At 44.3% G+C, this 21,118-nt stretch carries 18 protein-coding genes; 8 read left to right on the forward strand and 10 right to left on the reverse strand.

Annotated features, from left to right (window positions below):
- Positions 1 to 14 precede the first annotated feature (14 nt).
- Together ABDD95_RS14990 and ABDD95_RS14995 are read left to right on the forward strand one after the other, a co-directional pair.
- Positions 15 to 314 carry a metalloregulator ArsR/SmtB family transcription factor gene (locus ABDD95_RS14990; protein ID WP_345948151.1) on the forward strand — a complete coding sequence of 100 codons (300 nt, stop codon included), beginning with the start codon at positions 15 to 17 and terminating at the stop codon, positions 312 to 314.
- Positions 315 to 332: 18 nt separating this feature from the next.
- The gene (locus ABDD95_RS14995) at positions 333 to 1,439 is read left to right on the forward strand and encodes an NADH:flavin oxidoreductase (RefSeq protein WP_345948152.1); all 1,107 of its coding nucleotides are present in this window, start codon (positions 333 to 335) and stop codon (positions 1,437 to 1,439) included.
- A gap of 106 nt (positions 1,440 to 1,545) precedes the next feature.
- Here the strand turns inward: ABDD95_RS14995 and ABDD95_RS15000 are convergent, their stop codons facing one another.
- The gene (locus tag ABDD95_RS15000) at positions 1,546 to 1,950 is read right to left on the reverse strand and encodes a VOC family protein (protein WP_345948153.1); all 405 of its coding nucleotides are present in this window, start codon (positions 1,948 to 1,950) and stop codon (positions 1,546 to 1,548) included.
- A 279-nt stretch (positions 1,951 to 2,229) separates the two neighbouring features.
- Between ABDD95_RS15000 and ABDD95_RS15005 the strand changes: the two genes are divergently transcribed.
- Both ABDD95_RS15005 and ABDD95_RS15010 read left to right on the forward strand, forming a co-directional pair.
- Positions 2,230 to 3,759, forward strand: a complete 1,530-nt coding sequence (locus ABDD95_RS15005; protein WP_345948154.1) for a PAS domain S-box protein — start codon at positions 2,230 to 2,232, stop codon at positions 3,757 to 3,759.
- Positions 3,760 to 3,848: 89 nt separating this feature from the next.
- Positions 3,849 to 5,108, forward strand: a complete 1,260-nt coding sequence (locus ABDD95_RS15010) for an MFS transporter (protein WP_345948155.1) — start codon at positions 3,849 to 3,851, stop codon at positions 5,106 to 5,108.
- Positions 5,109 to 5,161: 53 nt separating this feature from the next.
- Here ABDD95_RS15010 and ABDD95_RS15015 read toward each other — a convergent pair whose 3' ends face one another.
- The 5 genes from ABDD95_RS15015 to ABDD95_RS15035 form a co-directional block, all read right to left on the reverse strand.
- Positions 5,162 to 5,410, reverse strand: a complete 249-nt coding sequence (locus tag ABDD95_RS15015; protein WP_345948156.1) for an Atu4866 domain-containing protein — start codon at positions 5,408 to 5,410, stop codon at positions 5,162 to 5,164.
- Positions 5,411 to 5,645: 235 nt separating this feature from the next.
- Positions 5,646 to 6,497 (reverse strand): oxidoreductase, encoded by an 852-nt coding sequence (locus ABDD95_RS15020; RefSeq protein ID WP_345948157.1) that lies wholly within the window; start codon positions 6,495 to 6,497, stop codon positions 5,646 to 5,648.
- A gap of 34 nt (positions 6,498 to 6,531) precedes the next feature.
- On the reverse strand, positions 6,532 to 7,371 hold the full coding sequence (locus ABDD95_RS15025; RefSeq protein WP_345948158.1) for an SDR family oxidoreductase: 840 nt from the start codon (positions 7,369 to 7,371) through the stop codon (positions 6,532 to 6,534).
- A gap of 312 nt (positions 7,372 to 7,683) precedes the next feature.
- The gene (locus tag ABDD95_RS15030) at positions 7,684 to 8,682 is read right to left on the reverse strand and encodes a YhdH/YhfP family quinone oxidoreductase (RefSeq protein ID WP_345948159.1); all 999 of its coding nucleotides are present in this window, start codon (positions 8,680 to 8,682) and stop codon (positions 7,684 to 7,686) included.
- Positions 8,683 to 8,748: 66 nt separating this feature from the next.
- Complete coding sequence (locus ABDD95_RS15035; RefSeq protein WP_345948160.1) at positions 8,749 to 9,654, reverse strand: helix-turn-helix transcriptional regulator; 906 nt, start codon at positions 9,652 to 9,654, stop codon at positions 8,749 to 8,751.
- Positions 9,655 to 9,848: 194 nt separating this feature from the next.
- Between ABDD95_RS15035 and ABDD95_RS15040 the strand changes: the two genes are divergently transcribed.
- A complete protein-coding gene (locus tag ABDD95_RS15040; RefSeq protein WP_345948161.1) occupies positions 9,849 to 11,870 on the forward strand; it encodes an ATP-binding protein in 2,022 nt (673 codons plus the stop codon).
- 15 nt (positions 11,871 to 11,885) lie between these two features.
- Here ABDD95_RS15040 and ABDD95_RS15045 read toward each other — a convergent pair whose 3' ends face one another.
- The 3 genes from ABDD95_RS15045 to ABDD95_RS15055 all read right to left on the reverse strand — a co-directional run bounded on the left by ABDD95_RS15045 (position 11,886) and on the right by ABDD95_RS15055 (position 14,777).
- Entirely contained in the window at positions 11,886 to 12,422 is a 537-nt protein-coding gene (locus ABDD95_RS15045) for a hypothetical protein (RefSeq protein ID WP_345948162.1), read from the reverse strand.
- A 74-nt stretch (positions 12,423 to 12,496) separates the two neighbouring features.
- Positions 12,497 to 13,339, reverse strand: a complete 843-nt coding sequence (locus tag ABDD95_RS15050) for a chromate resistance protein ChrB domain-containing protein (protein WP_345948163.1) — start codon at positions 13,337 to 13,339, stop codon at positions 12,497 to 12,499.
- Between the two features lie 208 nt (positions 13,340 to 13,547).
- Positions 13,548 to 14,777, reverse strand: coding sequence for an ATP-binding protein (locus ABDD95_RS15055; RefSeq protein WP_345948164.1), 1,230 nt, complete (start codon positions 14,775 to 14,777; stop codon positions 13,548 to 13,550).
- Positions 14,778 to 14,939: 162 nt separating this feature from the next.
- Between ABDD95_RS15055 and ABDD95_RS15060 the strand changes: the two genes are divergently transcribed.
- Positions 14,940 to 17,891 (forward strand): DUF6298 domain-containing protein, encoded by a 2,952-nt coding sequence (locus tag ABDD95_RS15060; RefSeq protein ID WP_345948165.1) that lies wholly within the window; start codon positions 14,940 to 14,942, stop codon positions 17,889 to 17,891.
- A 59-nt stretch (positions 17,892 to 17,950) separates the two neighbouring features.
- Complete coding sequence (locus ABDD95_RS15065) at positions 17,951 to 18,373, forward strand: secondary thiamine-phosphate synthase enzyme YjbQ (RefSeq protein ID WP_345948166.1); 423 nt, start codon at positions 17,951 to 17,953, stop codon at positions 18,371 to 18,373.
- Positions 18,374 to 18,709: 336 nt separating this feature from the next.
- On the opposite strand, the gene ABDD95_RS15070 is transcribed toward ABDD95_RS15065, so the two are convergent.
- Positions 18,710 to 19,582 (reverse strand): AraC family transcriptional regulator, encoded by an 873-nt coding sequence (locus ABDD95_RS15070; protein WP_345948167.1) that lies wholly within the window; start codon positions 19,580 to 19,582, stop codon positions 18,710 to 18,712.
- Positions 19,583 to 19,916: 334 nt separating this feature from the next.
- Between ABDD95_RS15070 and ABDD95_RS15075 the strand changes: the two genes are divergently transcribed.
- Entirely contained in the window at positions 19,917 to 21,071 is a 1,155-nt protein-coding gene (locus tag ABDD95_RS15075; RefSeq protein ID WP_345948168.1) for an iron-containing alcohol dehydrogenase, read from the forward strand.
- The last annotated feature ends 47 nt before the right edge of the window (positions 21,072 to 21,118 follow it).

A 21,118-nucleotide genomic window follows, 5' to 3' on the forward strand; every position in this document is an offset into this window, starting at 1 on the left:
TATATCTTTGCAGCATGGAACAGGTTGAAGTTTTTAAAGCGCTTTCCAATAAAACCCGGCTACAAATTTTGGGCTGGCTTAAAAATCCAGAACAGAACTTTCCCGATCAGGCCGTTTACGGATACGACCATGGCGTGTGCGTAAGTCAAATCCAAACCAAGGCGGGGTTAACACAATCTACCGTATCGGAGTATTTGGCTACACTGCAACGCGCCGGGCTTATCAAAGCCACCCGGGCCGGGCAGTGGACTTATTACCAGCGTAATGAGGAAGCCTTTACAGCACTGAGCCAACTCCTGCAAACCGAAATTTAACATCAACTATTTTTAAATATGAATACCGACAGTTTATTCAGGCCGTTTAGCCTTAAATCATTAAATATTCGCAACCGGATTGTAATGGCACCCATGACGCGTTCCTTTTCGCCCAACGGTGTGCCCACCGATACGGTAGCCGCCTACTATAGCAAAAGAGCCGAAGGTGAAGTGGGTCTGATCTTATCAGAAGGCACCGTAATTGACCGCCCCTCTTCATCAAACGATGCTAATGTTCCCCACTTTTATGGAGAACAGGCTTTAGCCGGCTGGCAGGAAGTGATTAACGGCGTACATGCGGCTGGCGGCGCCATGGGCCCGCAAGTATGGCACATGGGCATTATGGACAATCATCAATCAGGCTGGGTGCCGCCTGTACCGTTCGAAGGTCCTTCGGGCTTAAACCGCCCTGGCTTTAACAATGGCAACACCATGACCGAAAGCGATATTGCCGATACGATTGCCGCCTTTGGCCGTGCAACAGCTGATGCCAAACGACTGGGCTTTGATACCGTAGAACTGCATGGCGCTCATGGTTATCTTATTGATCAATTCTTTTGGGAAGCCACTAACCTGCGCACAGATAACTGGGGCGGTAAAACTTTACCAGAACGTAGCCGCTTTGCCCTTGAAGTAGTGAAAGAAGTACGTAAACAGGTTGGTGAAGATTTTGCCATCATTTTGCGCTTATCGCAATGGAAACCTGCCGATTATACCAACAAGCTTGCAAAAACGCCGCAAGAACTGGAAGCTTGGCTAAACCCGCTGGCCGATGCCGGAGTTGACATTTTCCATTGCTCGCAACGCCGGTTCTGGGAAAACGAATTTGAGGGCTCTGACCTTAACTTTGCCGGCTGGGCTAAAAAAGTTACCGGTAAAGCCACCATTACTGTTGGTTCGGTTGGTTTAAACGGCGAGTTCCTGGCTGCGTTTGCCGGCGAGAGCTCACAACCCAGCTCGCTTGATGAACTGCTGCGCCGCATGGACCGGGGAGATTTTGACCTGGTAGCCGTTGGCCGTCCGTTACTGTCAGACCCATCATGGGTTAAAAAAATACGCGAGCAACGCACCGATGAGTTAAAAGGATTCAGCAAAGAAGCCTTGGCCGAACTGGTTCTAGCCTAACTAAAAACACTTTTAAACAACAAAGCCCTGCGTTTTTACACAGGGCTTTGTTGTTATATTCTTTCCTGACTTAGAAGTGCGCTTGGAAAACACGGCAAACTAATGTTTAGCCTGCCACGTTATCCTCGTCCGCTTCATCTTTTGGTTCCCAAAGCTCAATAACGTTTCCTTCAGGGTCGAGCACATGAACAAATTTGCCATAATCATACTCCGCAATCTCATCAACAATGATTACGTTTTCCTTCTTTAATTCATCAACCAGCGCAACCAAATTCTCCACCCGGTAATTAATCATAAACGGCTTGGTTGACGGATTGAAGTATTGGGTATCCTTCGGAAATGCACACCAGGATGTCGATCCTTTTTTTGAGGGGTCATCAGCCTGTCGCCAATCAAACGTTGTTCCGTACTCGCTGGTAGTCAGTCCGAGGTTTTTGGCGTACCATTCGTTCATGGCTTTCGGGTCATCTGCCTTAAAAAACACACCGCCAAGGCCAGTTACTTTTTTCATAATTAAAGGTATTGTACAATTTAAAGTGATATAAAAATTGGTAGAACAGATTATGTATCATGGTTGCAATCAATACATAAAATATTGATCAACAACTTTGTTAACAACAACCTGCAAAGCAATTTCATTTAATTTCTGAACATTACCAAATCTCTTTTCAATCTTCAGTTTTTAAAGCTGGGCAAACATTTAAAGTAAATTAACCGATGTCCCCTTTCGTCAAACTGCATGGCGTCATTTATGTTATCAGATATAATATTGACAGCTACTGATGGGCTCATGGAACACGATAATCAATCTACAAACTATAAACAGAAATTTATTGACAGCGAACATAAGTTCGATACCATATTTGAATTAACCAGTGCAGCCAGTAAGATCATCAATTCAGATCTGATCATACTAAAGGTTAACAAGGCATTAACTGAACTTTTGGGTTTCAGCGCTGAGGAGATTGAAGGGACCCGTATATTGGACTACGCCTGCGAGGAGCATAAGCAACACTGGCACGACTTACAGGATGCATTATGGTCGAGAAAGCTGCCTTTTTTTAAACTGGATGCCTGCCTGATACGTAGTGATAAATCGCTGGCGTGGGTTAATGTAACTACTATTTTATTTGAAGATGAAGGCGAAACCTTTGGCTTTACCGTTTTGGATGACATCACTTACCGTAAAAATTTTGAAGAGAGCGAAAAGCAACTTAAGGCCTCACTAAATAACGCCGAACAGATACAAACAAAGCTTAAGGAGAATGAACGCCGCCTTACCCGAATCTTGGAAACCATGGCCGAAGGCATAGGCATTATTGATACCGATGGCCGTATTACCTACGCTAACCCCATGGCACAAAAAATATTGGGCCTGGAGCAGGAAGCAATTCTAAAGCGTACTTTTTACGACAACAGCTGGCAAAATTTAAGGGTTGATGGTACAGTTTTGCCACCCGAAGAGCACCCAATGAACATTACTATGAAGACCGGCCAGCCGGTGTATGACCGGGAAATAGCCGTACAACCACCAGATGCCGAGCGCTTTTACATATCCATAAACGCGGCTCCGTTACATGACGATAAAGGAAACATTGTTGCCGGCATAGGTACATTTATGGATGTTACCCACCGGCGCAAATTAACCAGGCAAAAGGATGAGTTTATTAGCGTGGCCAGTCATGAACTGCGTACGCCCATAACCAGTTTAAAAGCATCGCTGCAACTGCTCAATAAAATGAAGAACAACCCGAGCGAAAAGATGCTGCCGAATCTGATAGACCAAGCAAATAGAAGCCTGGATAAAGTGAGCATTTTAATTACCGATCTGCTTAACGCCAGCCGGTTCAACGAAGGTCAGCTGCAATTGAACAAGATTTGGTTTACCATAGCCGATCTGATAAACGATTGCTGCTACCATGTGCGCGTAGCCGGAGAATATACGATTGTAACCGAGGGCGACTTCAATTTAAGTGTTTTTGCCGACGCTACCCGTATTGATCAGGTAATTATGAACTTGGTGAACAATTGCATGAAATATGCAGCCGAATCAAAAGAAATAAAGGTTTTGATTGAGAAGGTGGGCGAAAAAGCAAAAGTATCAGTAATGGATAAAGGGCCGGGTATACTGCCCGAAAAACGGACCCACCTTTTCGAGCGCTACTACCGTGCAGATGTAGGTAGTATTCAATACTCAGGCCTAGGTTTAGGGCTTTACATATGTGCAGAAATTATAAAAAAGCATGGCGGACAAATAGGTGTGGAAAGTGAAGTTGGCCAAGGCAGTACCTTTTGGTTTACGCTACCCATACGGTCTTGATAAACCACCCTTAACTATAACTATTAATTAATTTTTACAACAAATAAGTACAACGTGGTTTAATTAAGTATACGGCTTAATTAAACATAATGAATATAAGTACGCCCAATACAACTGTGTTAAAAACCAAGCCTAACATATACGTTATGGCCTGGTTCATTGCGATGCTGTTCTACTTTGTAGAGTATGCTGTAAGGTCGTCACCTTCAGTAATGATACCCGAACTGTCAGGCCTTTTTGGCCTTTCGGCGGTTGGAGTAAGTGTTGTTGCAGGTACGTATTATTACACTTATTCGGTTACCAGTTTAATAGCCGGCATTGCGCTGGATAAGACCGGTGCCCGATACGCGGTCTCGGTAGGCATATTCATACTTGGTTTGGGTTGCTTGCTATTTGCTTTATCGCATCTTTACACCGGCTACACAGGGCGTTTATTACAGGGTGCCGGCTCGGCGTTTGCCTTCCCGGGTTGCGTTTACCTCGCCTCTAAAGGATTTTCAAAGCGTTCGCTGGCAACAGCTATAGGGTTTACGCAATGCCTGGGTATGCTGGGCGGCACTGCAGGCCAGTTTATTGTAGGCCCGCTCATACACCGGGGCGTATCGGTTTCTGCTTTCTGGATTGGCACAGGCATACTGTCAATGGCGCTATGTGCTATACTTTTTTGGATAACGCCTGCCGAAGAGCCGCTATCTAACACTCGCGAAACCAACTTACTGCAGCCTTATAAAACAGTTTTTGGCAACTTACAGTCTTATTTGTGCGGATTGGTTTCCGGCTTACTGTTTGCCCCCACCACCGTGTTCATTATGGTGTGGGGCGTAGTATTTTTTCAGCAAGACCGCGGTTTGAGTTATCAGCAGGCTACTTTGGTTAGCTCTATGGTGCCGTTGGGTTGGGTATTGGGTTGCCCGCTGCTCGGCTGGTTGGCAGACTTTGCCGGCCGGCGTAAACCGGTAATTATTGGTGGTGGCCTGCTCATGATAGTCAGTATTTTGCAATTACTTTTTTTACCGCATTTAATGCAAGCTTACATCAGTATGTTCTTAATGGGTACAGGATCGGGCGCATCTATGATACCTTATACTATCATCAAAGAAGTAAATCCCGATGAAGTAAAAGGCAGCGCTACAGGAGCTATCAACTTTATTACGTTTGGCGTAACCGCGTTGTTGGGGCCATTATTTAACCGATTGTTCGGTAAAACCCTGTCTACTACCACCAACCATGCACAGCATTTTACGTCAACCGGTCTGTTCCTGATAGCTGGCATTGCGGTGGCTATCATCATCAGCTTGTTTTTAAGAGAAACCGGCCAAAGGCAGGAAGTTGCCGTCGGGAATGATTAGGCTTTTATACACCAAAACCCAACGCTAAGCATCGGGTATTGGAGCGGAGGAGGTTAAGATTTTCCCTCGCGGTACAGTATCATTCCGGCGTGGTATAAAATGCCGTTCCTAAAATCGCCGTCGGCTGTAAAACCGGTGTCGTCAACATAGTCAATGTGGTTGCCGGTAATGGTATAGCTACCTTGGTAGGCACTTTGACGATTGCCTCGTGCTTCGTCATACCGTCCGCCGGGCAATAAGTGATGGCGTATATAGCCGTCGCGGGTTACCCACATACCGGTATAGTCGGTGTCGGTTTTCATGATTTTTTTATTTGCTGTCTGTGATATATTATGCTTCTGTAAGCAAGATGTGTTATTACTTACAGCTTAGCTTTTTTATTCTGGCGTGGTAAACGATATAATAACTAACCGTTGTAGCCAATGCTAAGCGCAATATGTTAAACAGGATATAACTTATTTCTGAATGCATCATATAAAGTTTAGAGTTAAAAACAGTTCAGTTGTTACATGCCGCAAACCTGCGGTAACTTTTGGCTTAAGCAGTAAAATCTGTAGAGGTACCCAAGGCTTTCCAGCTTTCCAAGTCAGTTTTTACAGCATCCATTTTGGCATAAGCGCCGTTATAAGCATCCTGACCTAAGAATAAATGCATTGGCGGATTTTGTGCTTCGGCCACTTCAATCATTACATCAGCTGCTTTCTCGGGGTCGCCTGCCTGGTTACCAGCCATCTGCTCATTGTGAAATTCTTGCGATTGGCGAACAGCTTTATAATCGGCGATCTCATTTTTGGGCATTCCTATCGATCCGGCGCTCAGGAAATCGGTACGGAAATAACCTGGTGATACTACCGTGGCCGTAATGCCAAAATCTTTTACCTCGGCAGCTAATGATTCGGTAAAGCCATGCACGGCAAACTTAGTAGCGCAGTAAATACCAAAGCCCGGATAATTGCCTGTAAAACCACCTATAGATGCGATGTTGTAAATGTGACCGGACTTTTGTACACGTAAATGCGGCATAACCTGGCGTATTACATTAAGCGAGCCAAACACATTCACATCAAAGTTTTCGCGCGCTTCGGCGTCGCTCAATTCCTCTAAACTACCTAGTAGCCCGTAGCCTGCATTGTTTACCACTACATCTATACGCCCAAATTGATTAATAGCCTGACCAATGGCTTCGCCCACACTTTCTTCCGATTTTAGATTTACGGCCAATGGCAAAAAGCTCTCGGGAGCAGCACTGCCAACGGCGGTACTTAGGTCGTTTACGTTACGTGAGGTTGCGGCCACCCGGTAGCCTTTTGCCAATAGCTTTTTTACTAAAGTTAAACCTAAGCCTTTAGAGGCACCAGTTACAAACCATACTTTTTGTTGAGTTTCCATAATATATTATTTAGATGATTGACAGGGTGATAAATTAGCCATGATAGGCCATTGATTTAGTTAGTTCTTCGTTGAGCCTAAACTCGTTTTCGAGATAATCGAGTTTGCGCATTGCCCTTTCGTAAGCATCGCTGCCTAAAAGCAGGTATAGCGGCGGGTTCTCTTCAAATGCCAGCTGAATCATGGCAGCTGCAGCTTTCTCCGGGTCGCCGGCCTGACCGCCATCCATTTGCAGGTAACGGGCATGTGTATCTCTTACCTCGCGGTATTCTTCAATCGGGTTCTTAGTCATTACAATAGATTCGGGATTTAAAAAGCTGGTACGGAATGCTCCGGGCGCAACCACCGTTACTTTGATACCAAATGAACGAACATCCTCGGCCAGCACTTCAGAAAGGCCAATAACCGAAAACTTGGTAGCGGCATAAATAGCCCAGCCGGTGGCCGGCGCAATACCTGCTATTGATGACAGGTTAATGATATGGCCTGATTGCTGCGCACGTAGGTAAGGCATGGCCTTACGAATAACATTGAGCGTACCAAACACGTTAACATCAAAACTGGAGCGGGTCTCCTCATCGGTAAGCTCCTCAATGCTGCCGCCTATGCCGTAGCCAGCATTATTAACGATGACATCGATACGGCCAAAAATTTCGTTAGTAGCCTCCAACGCCTCGCTTACGCTCAACTCATTACTCAGGTTAACCTCCAAAGGGAGGAATTTACCCGAGCTGGAACCCACGGCTGCTTTAAGGTGATCAATATTTCTGGAAGTGGCCGCCACCAGCTGACCGTCACTTAACAATTGCTTCACCAGGCTCAGCCCAAAGCCTTTGGACGCGCCCGTTATAAACCATACTTTAATTGTTTTCATAAGTGTTATATCTTATTTGATAGTACAAAAGTACGGTGCCATAAGGGGGTACCGTTTGCATAATTCAATTCATTAATTGCAAAATTCAAACAATCCGCATCCCGAATTGCAAAATTCAACCCATTAACGGCAAGAAGTCATCGAAATAAAGGGATTGTATGCAAGGCGCTTCTATCACTTATGCACTAAAAAAGGACTTATTGGATATATCATCAGAAACGCAATGAGTTTGCCAATTGCGCTTCACAAACTAAGCCAACCACTTATTATATTAAGCTTACAAAAGGGTTCTTCACGGGGTATTTAGCGCTATTACTCATTGTGCACCAAGACGTACCGGCCCTTGGCCTGGCCATTAAGCACTTCATCCAGCTTAGCAGCAAGTTGGTTCAAGCTGATGTTCTCAACCATGCTGTTGAGGTTTTCGGGCTTCCAGTCGGTAGCCAAGAGTTGCCATACATGCCTGCGTAAATTCATAGGTGCCAGAACCGAGTCGATACCCGCCAGACTTACACCCCTTAGTATAAACGGAAATATACTGGTATCCACATTGGCTGATGATACCATGCCACAGCAGGTTACTGTACCGCCATACTGTGTTGCCTTCAGCATGCCCGATAGTATAGGGCCGGCTACGGTGTCAACTCCGCCTGCAAAAGCCGGGCTTGCCATAGCTTTACTGTTGTATTGTTCAGCAAACTCATCACGACCTATAATGCGTTTAGCACCAAGCACATTGTGCAGGTACTCACCTTCGCGCTTACCCGAAACAACCGCTACATTATATCCTAATTTGGATAAGATGGCTGTAGCCATGCTACCTACGCCACCTGTGGCTCCGCTTACTACCACCTCGCCTTTGTTGGGTGTTATACCTTTGCTAACTAGCTCATAAACAGACAAGCCGGCTGTTAAGCCGGCCGTACCAAATGCCATCGCTTGTTGCGCAGTTAAGCCCTGCGGTAAGCGCAGCACCCAACTGGCAGGAACACTGATATATTCACCAAACCCGCCCCAGGTATTCATGCCGAGATCAAAGCCTGTTATCAGCACTTCGTCGCCCACGGCAAATAAACTTGATGTTGAACGGATTACTATACCGGCTGCATCAACCCCTGGCACATGCGGAAACTTACGGGTTACACCTTTATTGCCCGATGCAGAGAGCGCATCCTTATAGTTGATACACGAGTGGCTCACTTTAATAAACAATTCATTATCAGGCAACTGGTATAGCTGCACTTTCTGAACTTCTTTTACAAAGCGACCGTCTTTCTCACTTACCAGGAGCGCATTAAATGATGTTTCCATTACAGGCAATGTTAGGCCTGCAATTAACGAAATGATTGTATTATTTAATAACCAAATACAAACTGTTTAGGCCGTTAGCCTGAACCTGGACGGCGTAAGCTGTGTTTGTTTTTTAAAGAAGTTATTGAAATGAGCAGGCTCCTCAAAACCAAGGCAGTAACCAATTTCAGACACATTCCAGTCGGTATGGCGAAGCAGTGATCGTGCTTCAGAAACTAAACGTTCTGCTATTAAATCGGTAGTGGTTTTGCCAGTGGTTTCTTTAATAGCCCGGTTAAGGTGATTAACGTGCACAGCCAGCTGCGAGGCAAAATCTTTAGCCGAACGCATGGTAAACCTTTGCGAAGGCGTTTCAATAGGAAACTGCCTTTCCAGCAACTCGGTAAACACCGCCGTAATGCGCGATTTGGCATCCGGGTGCTGAAAAAGGTTCTCTGAAGGTTGCGTTTTTAAGGCAAAGTGTGTTATCTCGGTAACATAATTACGCAGCAGATCATACTTAAAGGCATAGTCGGACGCTATTTCGTCCAGCATGCGATTAAAGATCTGGCTTACCTGCTCGTCCTGCTGCTCGGTTAAAATATACGCAGGCTTACCACCCGGAGCATACATGGGCAAATCATTGAGTCCGCCACGTATCTTATCGGTAAAAAACGATTTAGAAAAAATGCAAAAGTATCCTGACCTGATCTCAGAAAGCGTTTCGACAGTGTAAGGCACTTGCGGATTGAAAAAGATTAACGTTGAACCATCAACATCGATGCTTTTGTCGGCATAGTGATACCGGTTTCTGCCCCGTGCAAGCGCAATTTTGTAATAATCGCGCCGGCTGTAAGTAATGGGTTTAGCGCCGGGCTTAAAGCAATCTTCGCTTCTGAACACGTTGAAATGGCCTATATCATTCTGAATGTTCAACGGTAAGTAGTCGAATTTATGCTGATAAAAGTCTTCCAGTGTTTCTACTTTGCTCATAGCCTTTAATTTTGTTATTCAAAATTAGCCTATTCATTTCAACTAACATTGCAAAATTCAAACTATTGGTTGCAAAATTCAAACATACTACTGGCTCGTTGATTTTTTAAGGAAATATTTTTTCATTAAAATTTAAAAGCCGTTATATTCTTTATATTTTTCGACACTAAACATACCGTCATAATTTTTCATACATGCCGCAACTGAAAGCCGATACCCCAAACTTTTGCATTATACTGCTTATTGCACTGTTCAATTTTACCAGCTCATGTAAACAGCCAAGCCAGCTTACCGGCGCCAACATTAGCCAGGAGCTACGCCAGGCCGATAGCCTGATGGCAGCTCAAAAACGACACGAAAGTATAAACCTGCTCATCAGGATACGAAAAAAAATCACGCCTACCGATCCGTCTATAAGTGATTATTACAGCTTATTATCGGAGTGCGAAACAGCCCTTTTACTTAAGAATAGATATGCTGATAGCGCGCTTGCCTTTTTCAGTTCAGAGGCACGGAAACAGCAATATCCTAAAAAGTATTACAAAGCCTTATTGGCTAAAGGCGAATCGAGTATTTTCCTTAAACAATATGATGCAGGACTAAGATACTATTATACCGCCAGGCATATCGCTGCCGTGGGCGATTGTGAAAATGGTTACTTATCTACTAAAATAGCTAATATTTACTATAAGCAAGAAAGCTATAAGCTCGCAGCCCGCTACTGGGCTGAAAGCGCCCAGCTATTGAAAAAATGCGATGACAAAGTTTCATTGCAAAGATCATTTTACACGCAACAAAGTGCATTGAATGGCTCGGCTATATCTTATGAAAAAGCCGGGTATCCGGATAGCGCTTTAATATATTATCAAAAGGATTTGGCACTGATTAATGATGCAGAACGCCGCCATATTGATGTAAATGCAGCCCGAGTAGTAGTATATGATAACCTGGGCGGCTTAAATTTAAAACAAGGCAATTTAAAAGAAGCTGCACGATACTTGAATGCCTGCATTGCCACGCCCTTAAAAGAAACCGATGGTATAAAAATACCACCCTATGTAAAACTTGCCAAGCTTTATACGCAAACAGGCGAGTATAAAAAAGCCTCGGCGGCTTTTGAGCAAGCCCGCCTAAGGTTTAATGTATACGGTAAACAAAACCCCGATGGTGTAATTATATGGCACAAACTATACGCCGAGTATCTTTATAAACAGGGCAAACTGGCACAGGCTTATGCTTATCAAAATAAATTCATCCGGTTAAAGGATTCGCTGAATACCAGTTCGTCAGGCTTATTAAGACTCGATGTAAGCCGCGAACTTCACTCGTTGTACCAGCAACAGGCCATGCGCAATCTGTCGCATAAAGATAGAGTGAGAAAGCTTTTTCTTATTGGCACAACAGTTATTGTTGTGCTATCCCTTATTATCATTTTCCTTATTTATCGCAACCTTAAGCGCCGGGAAAAGGCTCATCGCGAAACAGAAGAACACAACCGGCAACTGGAGCAAGCAATGGCCGAGTTGGAGCGGGTGAACAAAAACTACATTCGTATTATGCGGGTTATGGCTCATGATCTGCGCAATCCGCTTTCGGGGATGACTGGCCTTGCCGCTATGCTATTGGGCGAAGATGAGTTCTCTGAAGAGAACCGTCACATGCTGGGCTTAATTGAGAGCACGGGAATGCATACCATGGAAATGATTAACGAATTGCTGAAGACGGGACTGGCAGATGAAAACGAAAAAATCATTGTTCAATTACTTGACGTAAGGTCGTTACTGTTCGATTCCGTTGAACTATTACAGTTCAAGGCCTTGGAAAAACAGCAACGCATCGTTTTTGAAAGCGACGAAACTCCAATTATGGCCAACGTTAACCACGAAAAGCTTTGGCGTGTTTTTAATAACCTCATTGTAAATGCAATTAAATTTAGTCACGAAGGAAGCAGCATTAAGGTTGGCATAAACCATAAACATAAAGACATACTGGTATATTTTGCCGACAATGGCATTGGCATAGCCGAAAAAGACAAGGATAGCATATTTGAAATGTTTACCCCTGCCAAAAGAGTGGGTACCAGCGGCGAGCAACCCTTTGGACTGGGTCTCTCTATTTCAAAACGCATTATAGAAAAGCATGGCGGCAAGATTTGGTTTGAGAGCACACCGGGTAATGGCACTACCTTTTTCATCTCGCTGCCGCCAGCAGAATAAGCCCGTGTTAAAAACTTAAAACACAACTCCAAATTGAAAACTGGCTGTTAGTGATGTTGGTCGCTCGTTTCCAAAACGTACCGGTAGCGGTACGGCTGCAAAGTAGTTAATGCTTTTGCCGTGGATAATCACCTTATTTAATACCGGTGTAAAGCCAAACCTGCCGGATGTTTCGAAAGCGGCGCGCCCGGCAAAGGTATAGCCTTTACCTAAAGCAACTAACACGCCTGGGTGGAACAAAAAATTGTTCATACGGCTAATGTTGTTTTCAGTCCTCACAAAGGGAACCATTTCTACCGAGAAGCCAACTTTTGCACTCTTCCAGATATTAATGCCGGTGGGCACGCCAATGGTATAACTGCTACCAAAATTGGCATGTGTTCCGCCCCTGTCAAACGTAATTATTGGGTGCAGTATACCAACATAGCCAGCCATTTTAGGATATGTATTTTGAGCCAACAGATGGGTAGAAGTAAAAAGTAATAGTATAGGCAGTGTGAAGAAGACACACAAAGGCCGGGCTTTTTTGAAATTGAAATTGGTAATAGACATTGCATTTTGTTTTCTGCAATGCTATTAATCACGACGGCCGGTATATAGAACGGTTTTTACTTTTGGAATCGTTTTTACTTTTTCAGTAAAGATTTTCTGTATAACAAGGGACTTTGGCCGGTTTGTTTTTTAAATATGCGTGTAAAATGGCTTTGGTCAGAAAAACCGGTGAGATAGGCTACATCAGACAGCGAATGAGTGGTGGTTTCCAAAAGCTTAATAGCTTTATCAATACGCATTTTGCGCACATACTCTCCAAACGACAAGTTATCAAAGTATTTGGAAAACTCCCGCGACAGGTAAGCCGGATGCACGTTTAGTTCCCCAGATAAATCTTTCAAACTTAAACTCAAATTAATATCCAGCTGGTCCTGTATAATTTCCCTGAGCTCTTTTGCCCATGCCGGCACCTTGCTTTTACCCTTGTCATCCTGCAGAAACTTATGGTAAACATCCAGCAGCACTTGGTCTACGGGGTTTTGCGTGTGCTTAACTTGTTGTAGGTGTTTTGCCCAACTGTACAGCGCATCATAAATTACCATACCAGCCTTTAGCAGTTCCTGATCTTCCTTTATATTAAAAGCCAGCCCGGCCGATATAGCCCACAAGCCAGAAGCCTGCGCAGCCAGGTGATGCCCATCCGTATCTGCTCCTCTTATAATGACGGCCATAGTTTCCAGGGCAGGATCTTTCAATCCATATTTTTTCAATACCGCATCAAATGTGCACATGTCATTGTGGTGGGAAAGTTCTACATCCGGAATGTCAAAGGGTATGGCATCCAGTTCACGGGCGCTTTTAAGTACGTCGCGGGCAGGCACATAGATGATCTGCGCTTCGGTGTCAATAAACCGCATAATTAACCAGGGCGTAGCAATACGGTCAATCTTAGGACGCTCCCGCGTAATCCACTTCATTTTCCTTATTTCTGTTATACGGTTTACCTAAGTTGTCATTTGTGCGGCATGGTTTGCCGGTGAATGCTTTAAAAATTGCCTACTGAATAAAAGCCACATTCTTCGACACAAAGTAGCAGCACGTACAGATATACTTTTGAATAGTAGCATCATCTACATTAATTTTCACAGCCAATTCATCAACAGTTAAATTGGCTGCTATGCAGTATTACACCTGTTTTTTAGCTGCCGTTTGCGGCAACTTAACCACAAAAGCAGTGCCCTGCCCTGCCTGCGATTCAATTTGCAGGCTGCCTTTTAAACCATCAACCAGGTGCTTCACTAAAGCCAGGCCAAAACCGTAGCCTTGTTCGCCACTGGTACCTGCAGTGGTTTCACCTTGTCCGTTCAGTATCTGGTTAATTTGCGCTATGCTCATGCCAATGCCGGTATCTTGTACTTTCATCAACAGCGTATGGGCGTGTGCTTCTATTTCAATCTCCAGGTTAACCGTAACACTTCCGCCGGCCGGCGTAAATTTCATGGCGTTAGAAATGATGTTTCCAACAATTTGCAGCAGCTTATTTTTAGAAAATGGTATGGCCTGTGTAATGGTATTAGTATGTACCACAAACTGTATCTTTTTATTTACCGCCTGGGGCATGTACAGTTTAAGCAGTTTTTCTTTTAGGGTTATCTGGTTAAACTCATCACTGGCCAGCTTGGGCTCACTGGTTTGGACCGGCGCTTCGAGGCTTAAAATTTCATCAGCAAGCTCTAATATCGAATGTCCGCTTTTTTGTATCAGGTTAATAAATTCCAATACCTCTTCCATGGTGTTCTCGTTGCCCTGCTCGCTTATAATGCGTGCTAAACCGATAATACCCCCCAAAGGACCACGAATATCATGTGCCACCCGGCGCTGGCTTTCTGTCACTTCCTGGATTTTGCCGCGCATGGATTCAATCACCTTCAGCGCCTTTAATCGGTTTACTACTTCATCGGCAATAATTTTGAGCATCTCCATCTTCTCGGGCGACAGCTCACGTTCCTGGCTATCCATTACGCATAAAGCTCCTAAATTTGTGCCGTTATCGGCACGTAACGGAACACCGTAATAATACCGCAGATTAGGATCGCCGGTAACATAAAACTTTTCCATGAAACGCGCATCGGCTGAGAGGTCCTTAACCTCAAAACCACCTTCCTGCGCAATAGTATATTGGCAAACCGAATCGCTTCTTTCCATCTGGTCAATCTCTAAACCATGGTTAGCTACCGTCCATTGCGTAAACGAATCAATCAAGTTCACCATGGATATATCTGTTCCGGCCACTTTAGCCGCCAGTTTGCTCAGGCTTTTTAAGTTATCAGATAGTTCGGTGTAATCTAAATCCAATTCAGCCAAAGCCTTAAGTCTTTCCATCTCATTGGCAGGGATCGGCAGGTTATTAATCATGTCGTTAGTATATTTTAGGGATACGTCGGGCAATATCATCAGTTTAATTCAACTTTTGAAAAGTTATACGAGAAATTAAACCGTTTGGATACAGGACAAAGCAGGTTGCAGACCACTTGATTTAGGTATACTTTAGGCACACCAATTATTCATTTCGCCGAAATGCTAAAACCAAATTTACCAAAGATATCTTTTATCGCGCTGTTGTCTTTGTGCATCAATGTTGTGGCTATCGCTCAAACAACGCCCGAAAGTATCAAAATCGATTTTTCTTACGCGGGCTATAAAGGCGGAGCTGCCGCTACGAATTTAGTTGTGCCTACCCTCCTTATTATAAAGCCAACCGGCTATGATGATACCCGATTATTACAAGCGGCCATAAACAAACTTGCCCGGTACCCAATGCAAAAAAATGGTTTTCGCGGTACATTGCTTTTATCGGCGGGCAACTATAAAGTTGACGGACAGTTGCACATCACAACATCTGGTGTAGTTATAAAAGGCAGCAAGGGCACCGTTATTACAGCAACCGGTACCAGCAGACGTGCTTTAATTGAAATTGGGCGGAGTGAAGATCCGGTTGTAACTACGTCGATCCAAATTACAGATGATGCACCAACAGGCAATATGCGTTTTAAGGTAGCCGACGCAAAAGCGTTAAAGGTTGGCCAGAGCATAGCTATAAAGCGCCCATCAACCAAAGCATGGATAGCAGCCTTGGGTATGGATACCATTAAAGGAGTATTTGCCGACCTGCGGGGCCTGCAATGGCGCGAAGGCACACGAGATTTGATTTGGAACAGAACGATCACTTATGTTGATCATCAAAGCAATTTGATCACTATTGACGCTCCTATAACACAAGCTCTGCAGGCTAAATATGGAGGCGGATCTATAGCCAGGCATAAGCAAACTCCCTTCTCTAACATTATTTTGGAAGGTGTAACGCTGGTTAGTCAATACGGCAATATTAACCCAAAGGATGAGGAGCATGCCTGGATTGGCGTGTCTGCTAATAATACCGAGGATGTATATATAAAATCGGTTACTGCGAGGCATTTTGTTGGCTCTGCATTTATGGTAGCACAGTTGGGCCGCCGGGTAACCATAGATGGCTGCGCTGCTCTTGAACCTATATCAGAGACCGGCGGATATCGTCGTCGTAATTTTTATGTTGAAGGACAGCAGGTATTGGTTAAAAACTGTAGTTCGGAAAACGGCATGGCCGATTTTGCCACCGGACTATGTGCTGCGGGGCCGAATGTATTTCTGAATTGCACTACTACAAATTCGCTGGGTGCCAGCGGAGCATTGGAAAGCTGGTCGGCCGGTACCCTGTTCGAAAATGTAACCATCTCCGGTGCTGATCTTTTTTTGGGTTACGATATGCAACGCGTGCAAGCCGCCGGCTGGACTGCGGCCAACTCCATAGTATGGAATTGCAAGGCCAACAAACTTATCATCAAAGGGCATCCTCTTACACCTAACACGGTAGTAAACTCTGGCCAGTCATTGTATCAAAGTCAACTGACAACCAGGGGCATATCGGCTGCTTATACTTTTACAACCCCCACTCAGCACGCGGTACCTTTTACCGCAAAAGATATTCCGGCACTAAAAGCAACAGCAGTTGCCCACCGGCCAATTGCACTGGTGAACGGGCGCTTTGTGAGTAATAACAAAATAATTTGGGGCGGCGAAGTAAATGAGTCGTGGTGGCTGGGTCATGTTATTCCATCCATAGCTTTAGATGCAGGCGTGAGTATAACGCGTTACGTGCCGGGCAAAAGCGGCCGGGGCTTAACTGAGCAGTTGCCCGATATGATTCGCAAAATGACAACTGATGGTATGACCTTTTACCAGGGAGGACCGGGCTTATGGTACGACCGCCGGCGCGACGAACACTCCGTTACTGAACGTATGGATGGTAATGTATGGGCGGCTTTTTACGAATTCCCGTGGGCGCGAAGCGGGCAAGGCAAGGCTTGGGATGGTTTAAGCAAATTTGACCTTACCCGCTACAATCCCTGGTATTTTAACCGTATTAAAGATTTCCTTAAGTTAGTTGATCAAAACGGCTTTGTTTACTACCATAGCTTGTACAACACCCACAACGTACTCGAAATTGGCGCACACTGGGCCGATTACCCCTGGCGGCCGGCCAATAACATAAATGATACCGGCCTGCCCGAACCACCTCCGCTCGAAGGTAACAATCGCCTGCACCTGGCCAACCAGTTTTACAGTACGGCATATGCAGGTCTTAAAAAGCTTCATGAAGCTTACATTAACCACGTTTTGGACGAGCTGGGCGGATACCAAAATATTGTGTTTAATTTAGGCTATCAGTTTGCAGGGCCACTGGAGTTTCAAAAATTCTTTTTACGTACGGTTGCCGCCTGGGAAAAACGCAACCATAAGCAAGTACGGCTCGAGATCGGCACCAGTAAGGATATAACCGATTCTATTTTAAACAATCCGGAGTTTAGCCCTATGATAGATGTTGTGGATATGCGCTACTGGCAGTACAAACCCAATGGCAGCATATGGGCGCCGCAAGGCGGACAAAATTTAGCCTTTAGGGAGTTGAATGCTAAGTTATTGGGTAAAGGTGTAGATACGCCACCGGCAACCACGCCACAAATGGCTTATAAGCAAGTGCGCGAATATCGCGATAAATTCCCGGCAAAAACCTTTATAGCATGGCATAACTGTGTTGGGCAGATACCCGCACTAATGGCTGGTGCTGCACAGGTTTACCTTCAAAACCCGGCGGCTGGCCAAAGTCAGGGGCGTGTTAAAGACAGTACACCTTTTGATGGCTTCGTTAATCGGTATCTTTCAGAAACTTTAGCACGAATGAGTCCTCGTGACGGTTTGTTGAAAGATGCCGACAATAATTGGTGCTTGGCCACCAAAGATTTTAGTACCTTATTAATATACTCGCTTGAGGGCGATACCATTAATTTAGCCCGTACACTACCTTCACGACTATACAAAGCCGTTTGGTATAATGCCGAAAAAGATCAAGTCATCAAAGCAAATTTAAGCACAGCATCCACTATTAATAAGCCCAATAGCGGCCAATGGTTATTGTATTTAACTAAGTACTAAAACTATAATGGTAAATGAGGCTTACATTTGTAAACAATACTTATAATTGAGCTGAACCCATGAAAATATACCAGCAAGCTGTACGACTTACCGCCCGGCAGCGGGGCTTTCATTTAATAACCAGCGAGGTTGTGCGGGCAGTGCCGCAAATTGCCGAAATACAAACCGGTATCTGCCAGGTGTTTATTCAGCATACCTCAGCTTCGCTAACGGTAAATGAAAATGCCGACCCTACTGTACGCAAAGATTTTGAAATGTACTTTAATAAGGCCGTGCCCGAAAATGATCCCGATTACTTACATGATGATGAAGGATCAGATGATATGCCTGCCCACCTGAAAGCCGCCATGCTGGGTTTTTCGGTCATGATACCTATAAGCAATGGCCGATTAGCCTTGGGTACCTGGCAAGGCATTTATCTATGCGAACACCGCAACCATGGCGGTAACCGCAATTTAATGATAACCGCTTGGGGAGAATAGTCCCTGCCTAACTAAAAAGTAGTATTATACTTTTTTCAAACAGATTATATTTGAGATGGCAAGGATTTTAGTAGGTATACTATCCCAACAATGATACAAAAGATAGTCCACATCCACAGTGAGATATAGTTGCCTCGCGTTGAGCCTGTCCAATTATTCTCTTCAGATGGCACGCCACCGTATTTATTCAATCTATAAAGCAAATACGAAACCACTAAAAACACTAGACCAATAAAATATGACTTCCAATGCATTTACTAAGATTTACTATGTGCTACGCAAAGTAATATAATTTACTTTGGGATAAAATTTAGCAATTTATCAAATGAAAACACCCTAATAATTCAAATACTTTCGCTTATATTCAACCGGGGTTACGCCTTTAATTTTCTTAAAGTGGCGGTAAAAGTTAGATATGTTGTTGAAACCACAATTGAAGCAGATAAGTTCGGTGGTGAGTTTGTTTTCAACTAGTTGCCGGCATGCATGGCTTATGCGTATTTCGGTTAAAAAATCGTAATACGTTTTGTTGGTCATCAATTTAAAATACCGGCAAAATGAGGTAACACTCAGGTTGCTCAAAGCAGAAATTTCTTTAAGGGTAATATCGCGTTTGTAGTTGGAAAGCGTATAAGTATAAATGTTGCTTAACCGCTTATCGTCCAGATCGGTATTTTGCTGAAACGCACTGATCTCGTTCACAATGGGCTTGTACTCGCTGGTTTCGGCCAAATGCTTTAATATCGACAGCATAATTATGATGCGGTCCAGATTGCTCGCATCAATAGCTTCCTTCATCAGTTCAATTACCTTTTCTTTCGTACTGCCGGTAATAATCATACCGCTCCTAGCCCGTTCAAAGAGTTTAGGTATCAGGTAAGCCTCCGGTAAGTTCAGTATATCTTTACCCAAACAGGTAGGCAAAAAGTGCATCACAATGGCTTCTATAGTGAGGCCCGAATTAGGCTGATAGTATTCCTCCCGGCAACGCCACGCATGTGGCAAATTTTCGCCCAGTAAAATCAGCTCGCCGCCCGAAAAGTTGCCAATATTATCGCCAATAAAGCGTACACCTTCGCCTTGTATATTGTAATGTAATTCCAGTTCGGAGTGATAATGCCATATGTTACCATAGTTAGGCATCACATCGTGCCTAACGCTGAATGAGCTTTCTATTTTACCCGGAAGTTTACGATAAAGGGGCTTCATGTTGGTTATGTAATATAAGTAACTGCGAATTACGTTTCAATATTATATAAATTATCCATTAAATTGTTCATTGTTGCGTAAATTATGGTAAGATGCTATTATTTATAGAAAAAATACTATAAAGAAGAAGCTCGATCCTTTAATATGTTTGTGCATAAAGTAACCAATAATCAAACTACAAGTACTGATCGTATTATCTGAAGTTACCCCCGGAACTTTAACCACCCTATGCGGCAAAATATGCCTGCAACAGTGTTAGTGCCAGGATGAACCCGCAGTTGGACGCCTTGATTTTAAGTTTGCCATGTTGGTGAATGCAGTACGCATATAATTTATGATTCAACATCAACTTTTAAAAATTCATTTTCCGGGCAAGTTAATTTTTGGCAATGGTTCACTTGACGGCCTGGCCGATGAGGTGTTGCAGCTAAATGCCAAGGAAGTATTAATTATAACCATTACGCCATTGCTGGATAAGCTTAGCCAGCTCATTAACCAACTGCAGGAAAAAGGTATAACCGTAAATACCGATACCAGTATAACCCAGGAGCCATCTTTTGCCGATTTCAGAACGCTGATGCAATCTATTGCGCAGCAAAATTTTGATGTGGTATTAGGCATTGGCGGGGGCAGTGTACTTGATGTGGCCAAACTGGTTGCCGCACAAAAGAGCAATACGCAAACACTTGAAGAAATTGTAGGCAATGGTTTATTAAAAGGCCGTACAACCGGGCTTATCTGTGTACCGGCAACCTCGGGTACCGGCAGTGAGGTTTCGCCCAATGCCATCCTGGTTGATGACGAGCATCAGAAAAAAGGAATTATAAGCCCTTACCTGGTACCTGATATTGTTTATGTTGACCCACTGCTTACCATTAGCGTACCGGCAGCCATAACTGCAGCAACCGGTTTAGATGCCTTAACACATTGCCTGGAAGCTTACACCAACAAGTTTGCACAACCTTTTATTGATATGTACGCCTTTGAGGGCATGCGATTGATTGCCCAACACTTAGTTACCGCCGTAAATAATGGCGCTGATGAGGAGGCACGTTCACACGTGGCTATGGGCAGTATGCTGGGCGGATTTTGTTTGGGGCCGGTAAACACTGCTGCTGTACATGCCCTCTCCTATCCGCTGGGCAGCACTTTTAACTTACCGCATGGCTTATCAAATGCATTACTTTTACCTTATGTAATGGAGTTTAATGCGCCAGCCGCGCCTAAACGCTACGCCGATGTGGCCGTAGCACTGGGATGTGAAAGGCAGGCAGACGATGCAGCAACTGCACAAGCCGGCGTAAAGAAAATACGCGAACTGATAGCCGCCTGTGGTATTGAGGCCACCCTTACTGAGGTAGGCATAACAGCCGATGCCATACCGCAAATGGCCACTAAAGCTATGTTGATAACCAGGCTGTTGAACAATAACCCAAGGCCGGTTACTTATGATGACGCAGTAGCCATTTATACAGCGGCTTTAGGATAAAATAATAAATTTGAGAGTGAGATTGAAGGGTTAACCGTTTTTAACCA

The sequence above is a fragment of the Mucilaginibacter sp. PAMB04274 genome (assembly GCF_039634385.2).
Classification (GTDB): Bacteria; Bacteroidota; Bacteroidia; order Sphingobacteriales; family Sphingobacteriaceae; genus Mucilaginibacter.

What these genes read in the sequence shown, in the direction of transcription:
- ABDD95_RS15030 (WP_345948159.1), bottom strand. Translation starts at nt 8,682, where the DNA reads ATGGAAACATCATTTAATGCGCTCCTGGTAAGTGAGAAAGACGGTCGC.
- ABDD95_RS15065 (WP_345948166.1), top strand. Translation starts at nt 17,951, where the DNA reads ATGAAAATATACCAGCAAGCTGTACGACTTACCGCCCGGCAGCGGGGC.
- ABDD95_RS15050 (WP_345948163.1), bottom strand. Translation starts at nt 13,339, where the DNA reads ATGAAGTGGATTACGCGGGAGCGTCCTAAGATTGACCGTATTGCTACG.
- ABDD95_RS15070 (WP_345948167.1), bottom strand. Translation starts at nt 19,582, where the DNA reads ATGAAGCCCCTTTATCGTAAACTTCCGGGTAAAATAGAAAGCTCATTC.
- ABDD95_RS15035 (WP_345948160.1), bottom strand. Translation starts at nt 9,654, where the DNA reads ATGAGCAAAGTAGAAACACTGGAAGACTTTTATCAGCATAAATTCGAC.
- ABDD95_RS15075 (WP_345948168.1), top strand. Translation starts at nt 19,917, where the DNA reads ATGATTCAACATCAACTTTTAAAAATTCATTTTCCGGGCAAGTTAATT.
- ABDD95_RS15025 (WP_345948158.1), bottom strand. Translation starts at nt 7,371, where the DNA reads ATGAAAACAATTAAAGTATGGTTTATAACGGGCGCGTCCAAAGGCTTT.
- ABDD95_RS15015 (WP_345948156.1), bottom strand. Translation starts at nt 5,410, where the DNA reads ATGAAAACCGACACCGACTATACCGGTATGTGGGTAACCCGCGACGGC.
- ABDD95_RS15045 (WP_345948162.1), bottom strand. Translation starts at nt 12,422, where the DNA reads ATGTCTATTACCAATTTCAATTTCAAAAAAGCCCGGCCTTTGTGTGTC.
- ABDD95_RS14990 (WP_345948151.1), top strand. Translation starts at nt 15, where the DNA reads ATGGAACAGGTTGAAGTTTTTAAAGCGCTTTCCAATAAAACCCGGCTA.
- ABDD95_RS15040 (WP_345948161.1), top strand. Translation starts at nt 9,849, where the DNA reads ATGCCGCAACTGAAAGCCGATACCCCAAACTTTTGCATTATACTGCTT.
- ABDD95_RS15060 (WP_345948165.1), top strand. Translation starts at nt 14,940, where the DNA reads ATGCTAAAACCAAATTTACCAAAGATATCTTTTATCGCGCTGTTGTCT.
- ABDD95_RS15010 (WP_345948155.1), top strand. Translation starts at nt 3,849, where the DNA reads ATGAATATAAGTACGCCCAATACAACTGTGTTAAAAACCAAGCCTAAC.
- ABDD95_RS14995 (WP_345948152.1), top strand. Translation starts at nt 333, where the DNA reads ATGAATACCGACAGTTTATTCAGGCCGTTTAGCCTTAAATCATTAAAT.
- ABDD95_RS15055 (WP_345948164.1), bottom strand. Translation starts at nt 14,777, where the DNA reads ATGATTAATAACCTGCCGATCCCTGCCAATGAGATGGAAAGACTTAAG.
- ABDD95_RS15005 (WP_345948154.1), top strand. Translation starts at nt 2,230, where the DNA reads ATGGAACACGATAATCAATCTACAAACTATAAACAGAAATTTATTGAC.
- ABDD95_RS15000 (WP_345948153.1), bottom strand. Translation starts at nt 1,950, where the DNA reads ATGAAAAAAGTAACTGGCCTTGGCGGTGTGTTTTTTAAGGCAGATGAC.
- ABDD95_RS15020 (WP_345948157.1), bottom strand. Translation starts at nt 6,497, where the DNA reads ATGGAAACTCAACAAAAAGTATGGTTTGTAACTGGTGCCTCTAAAGGC.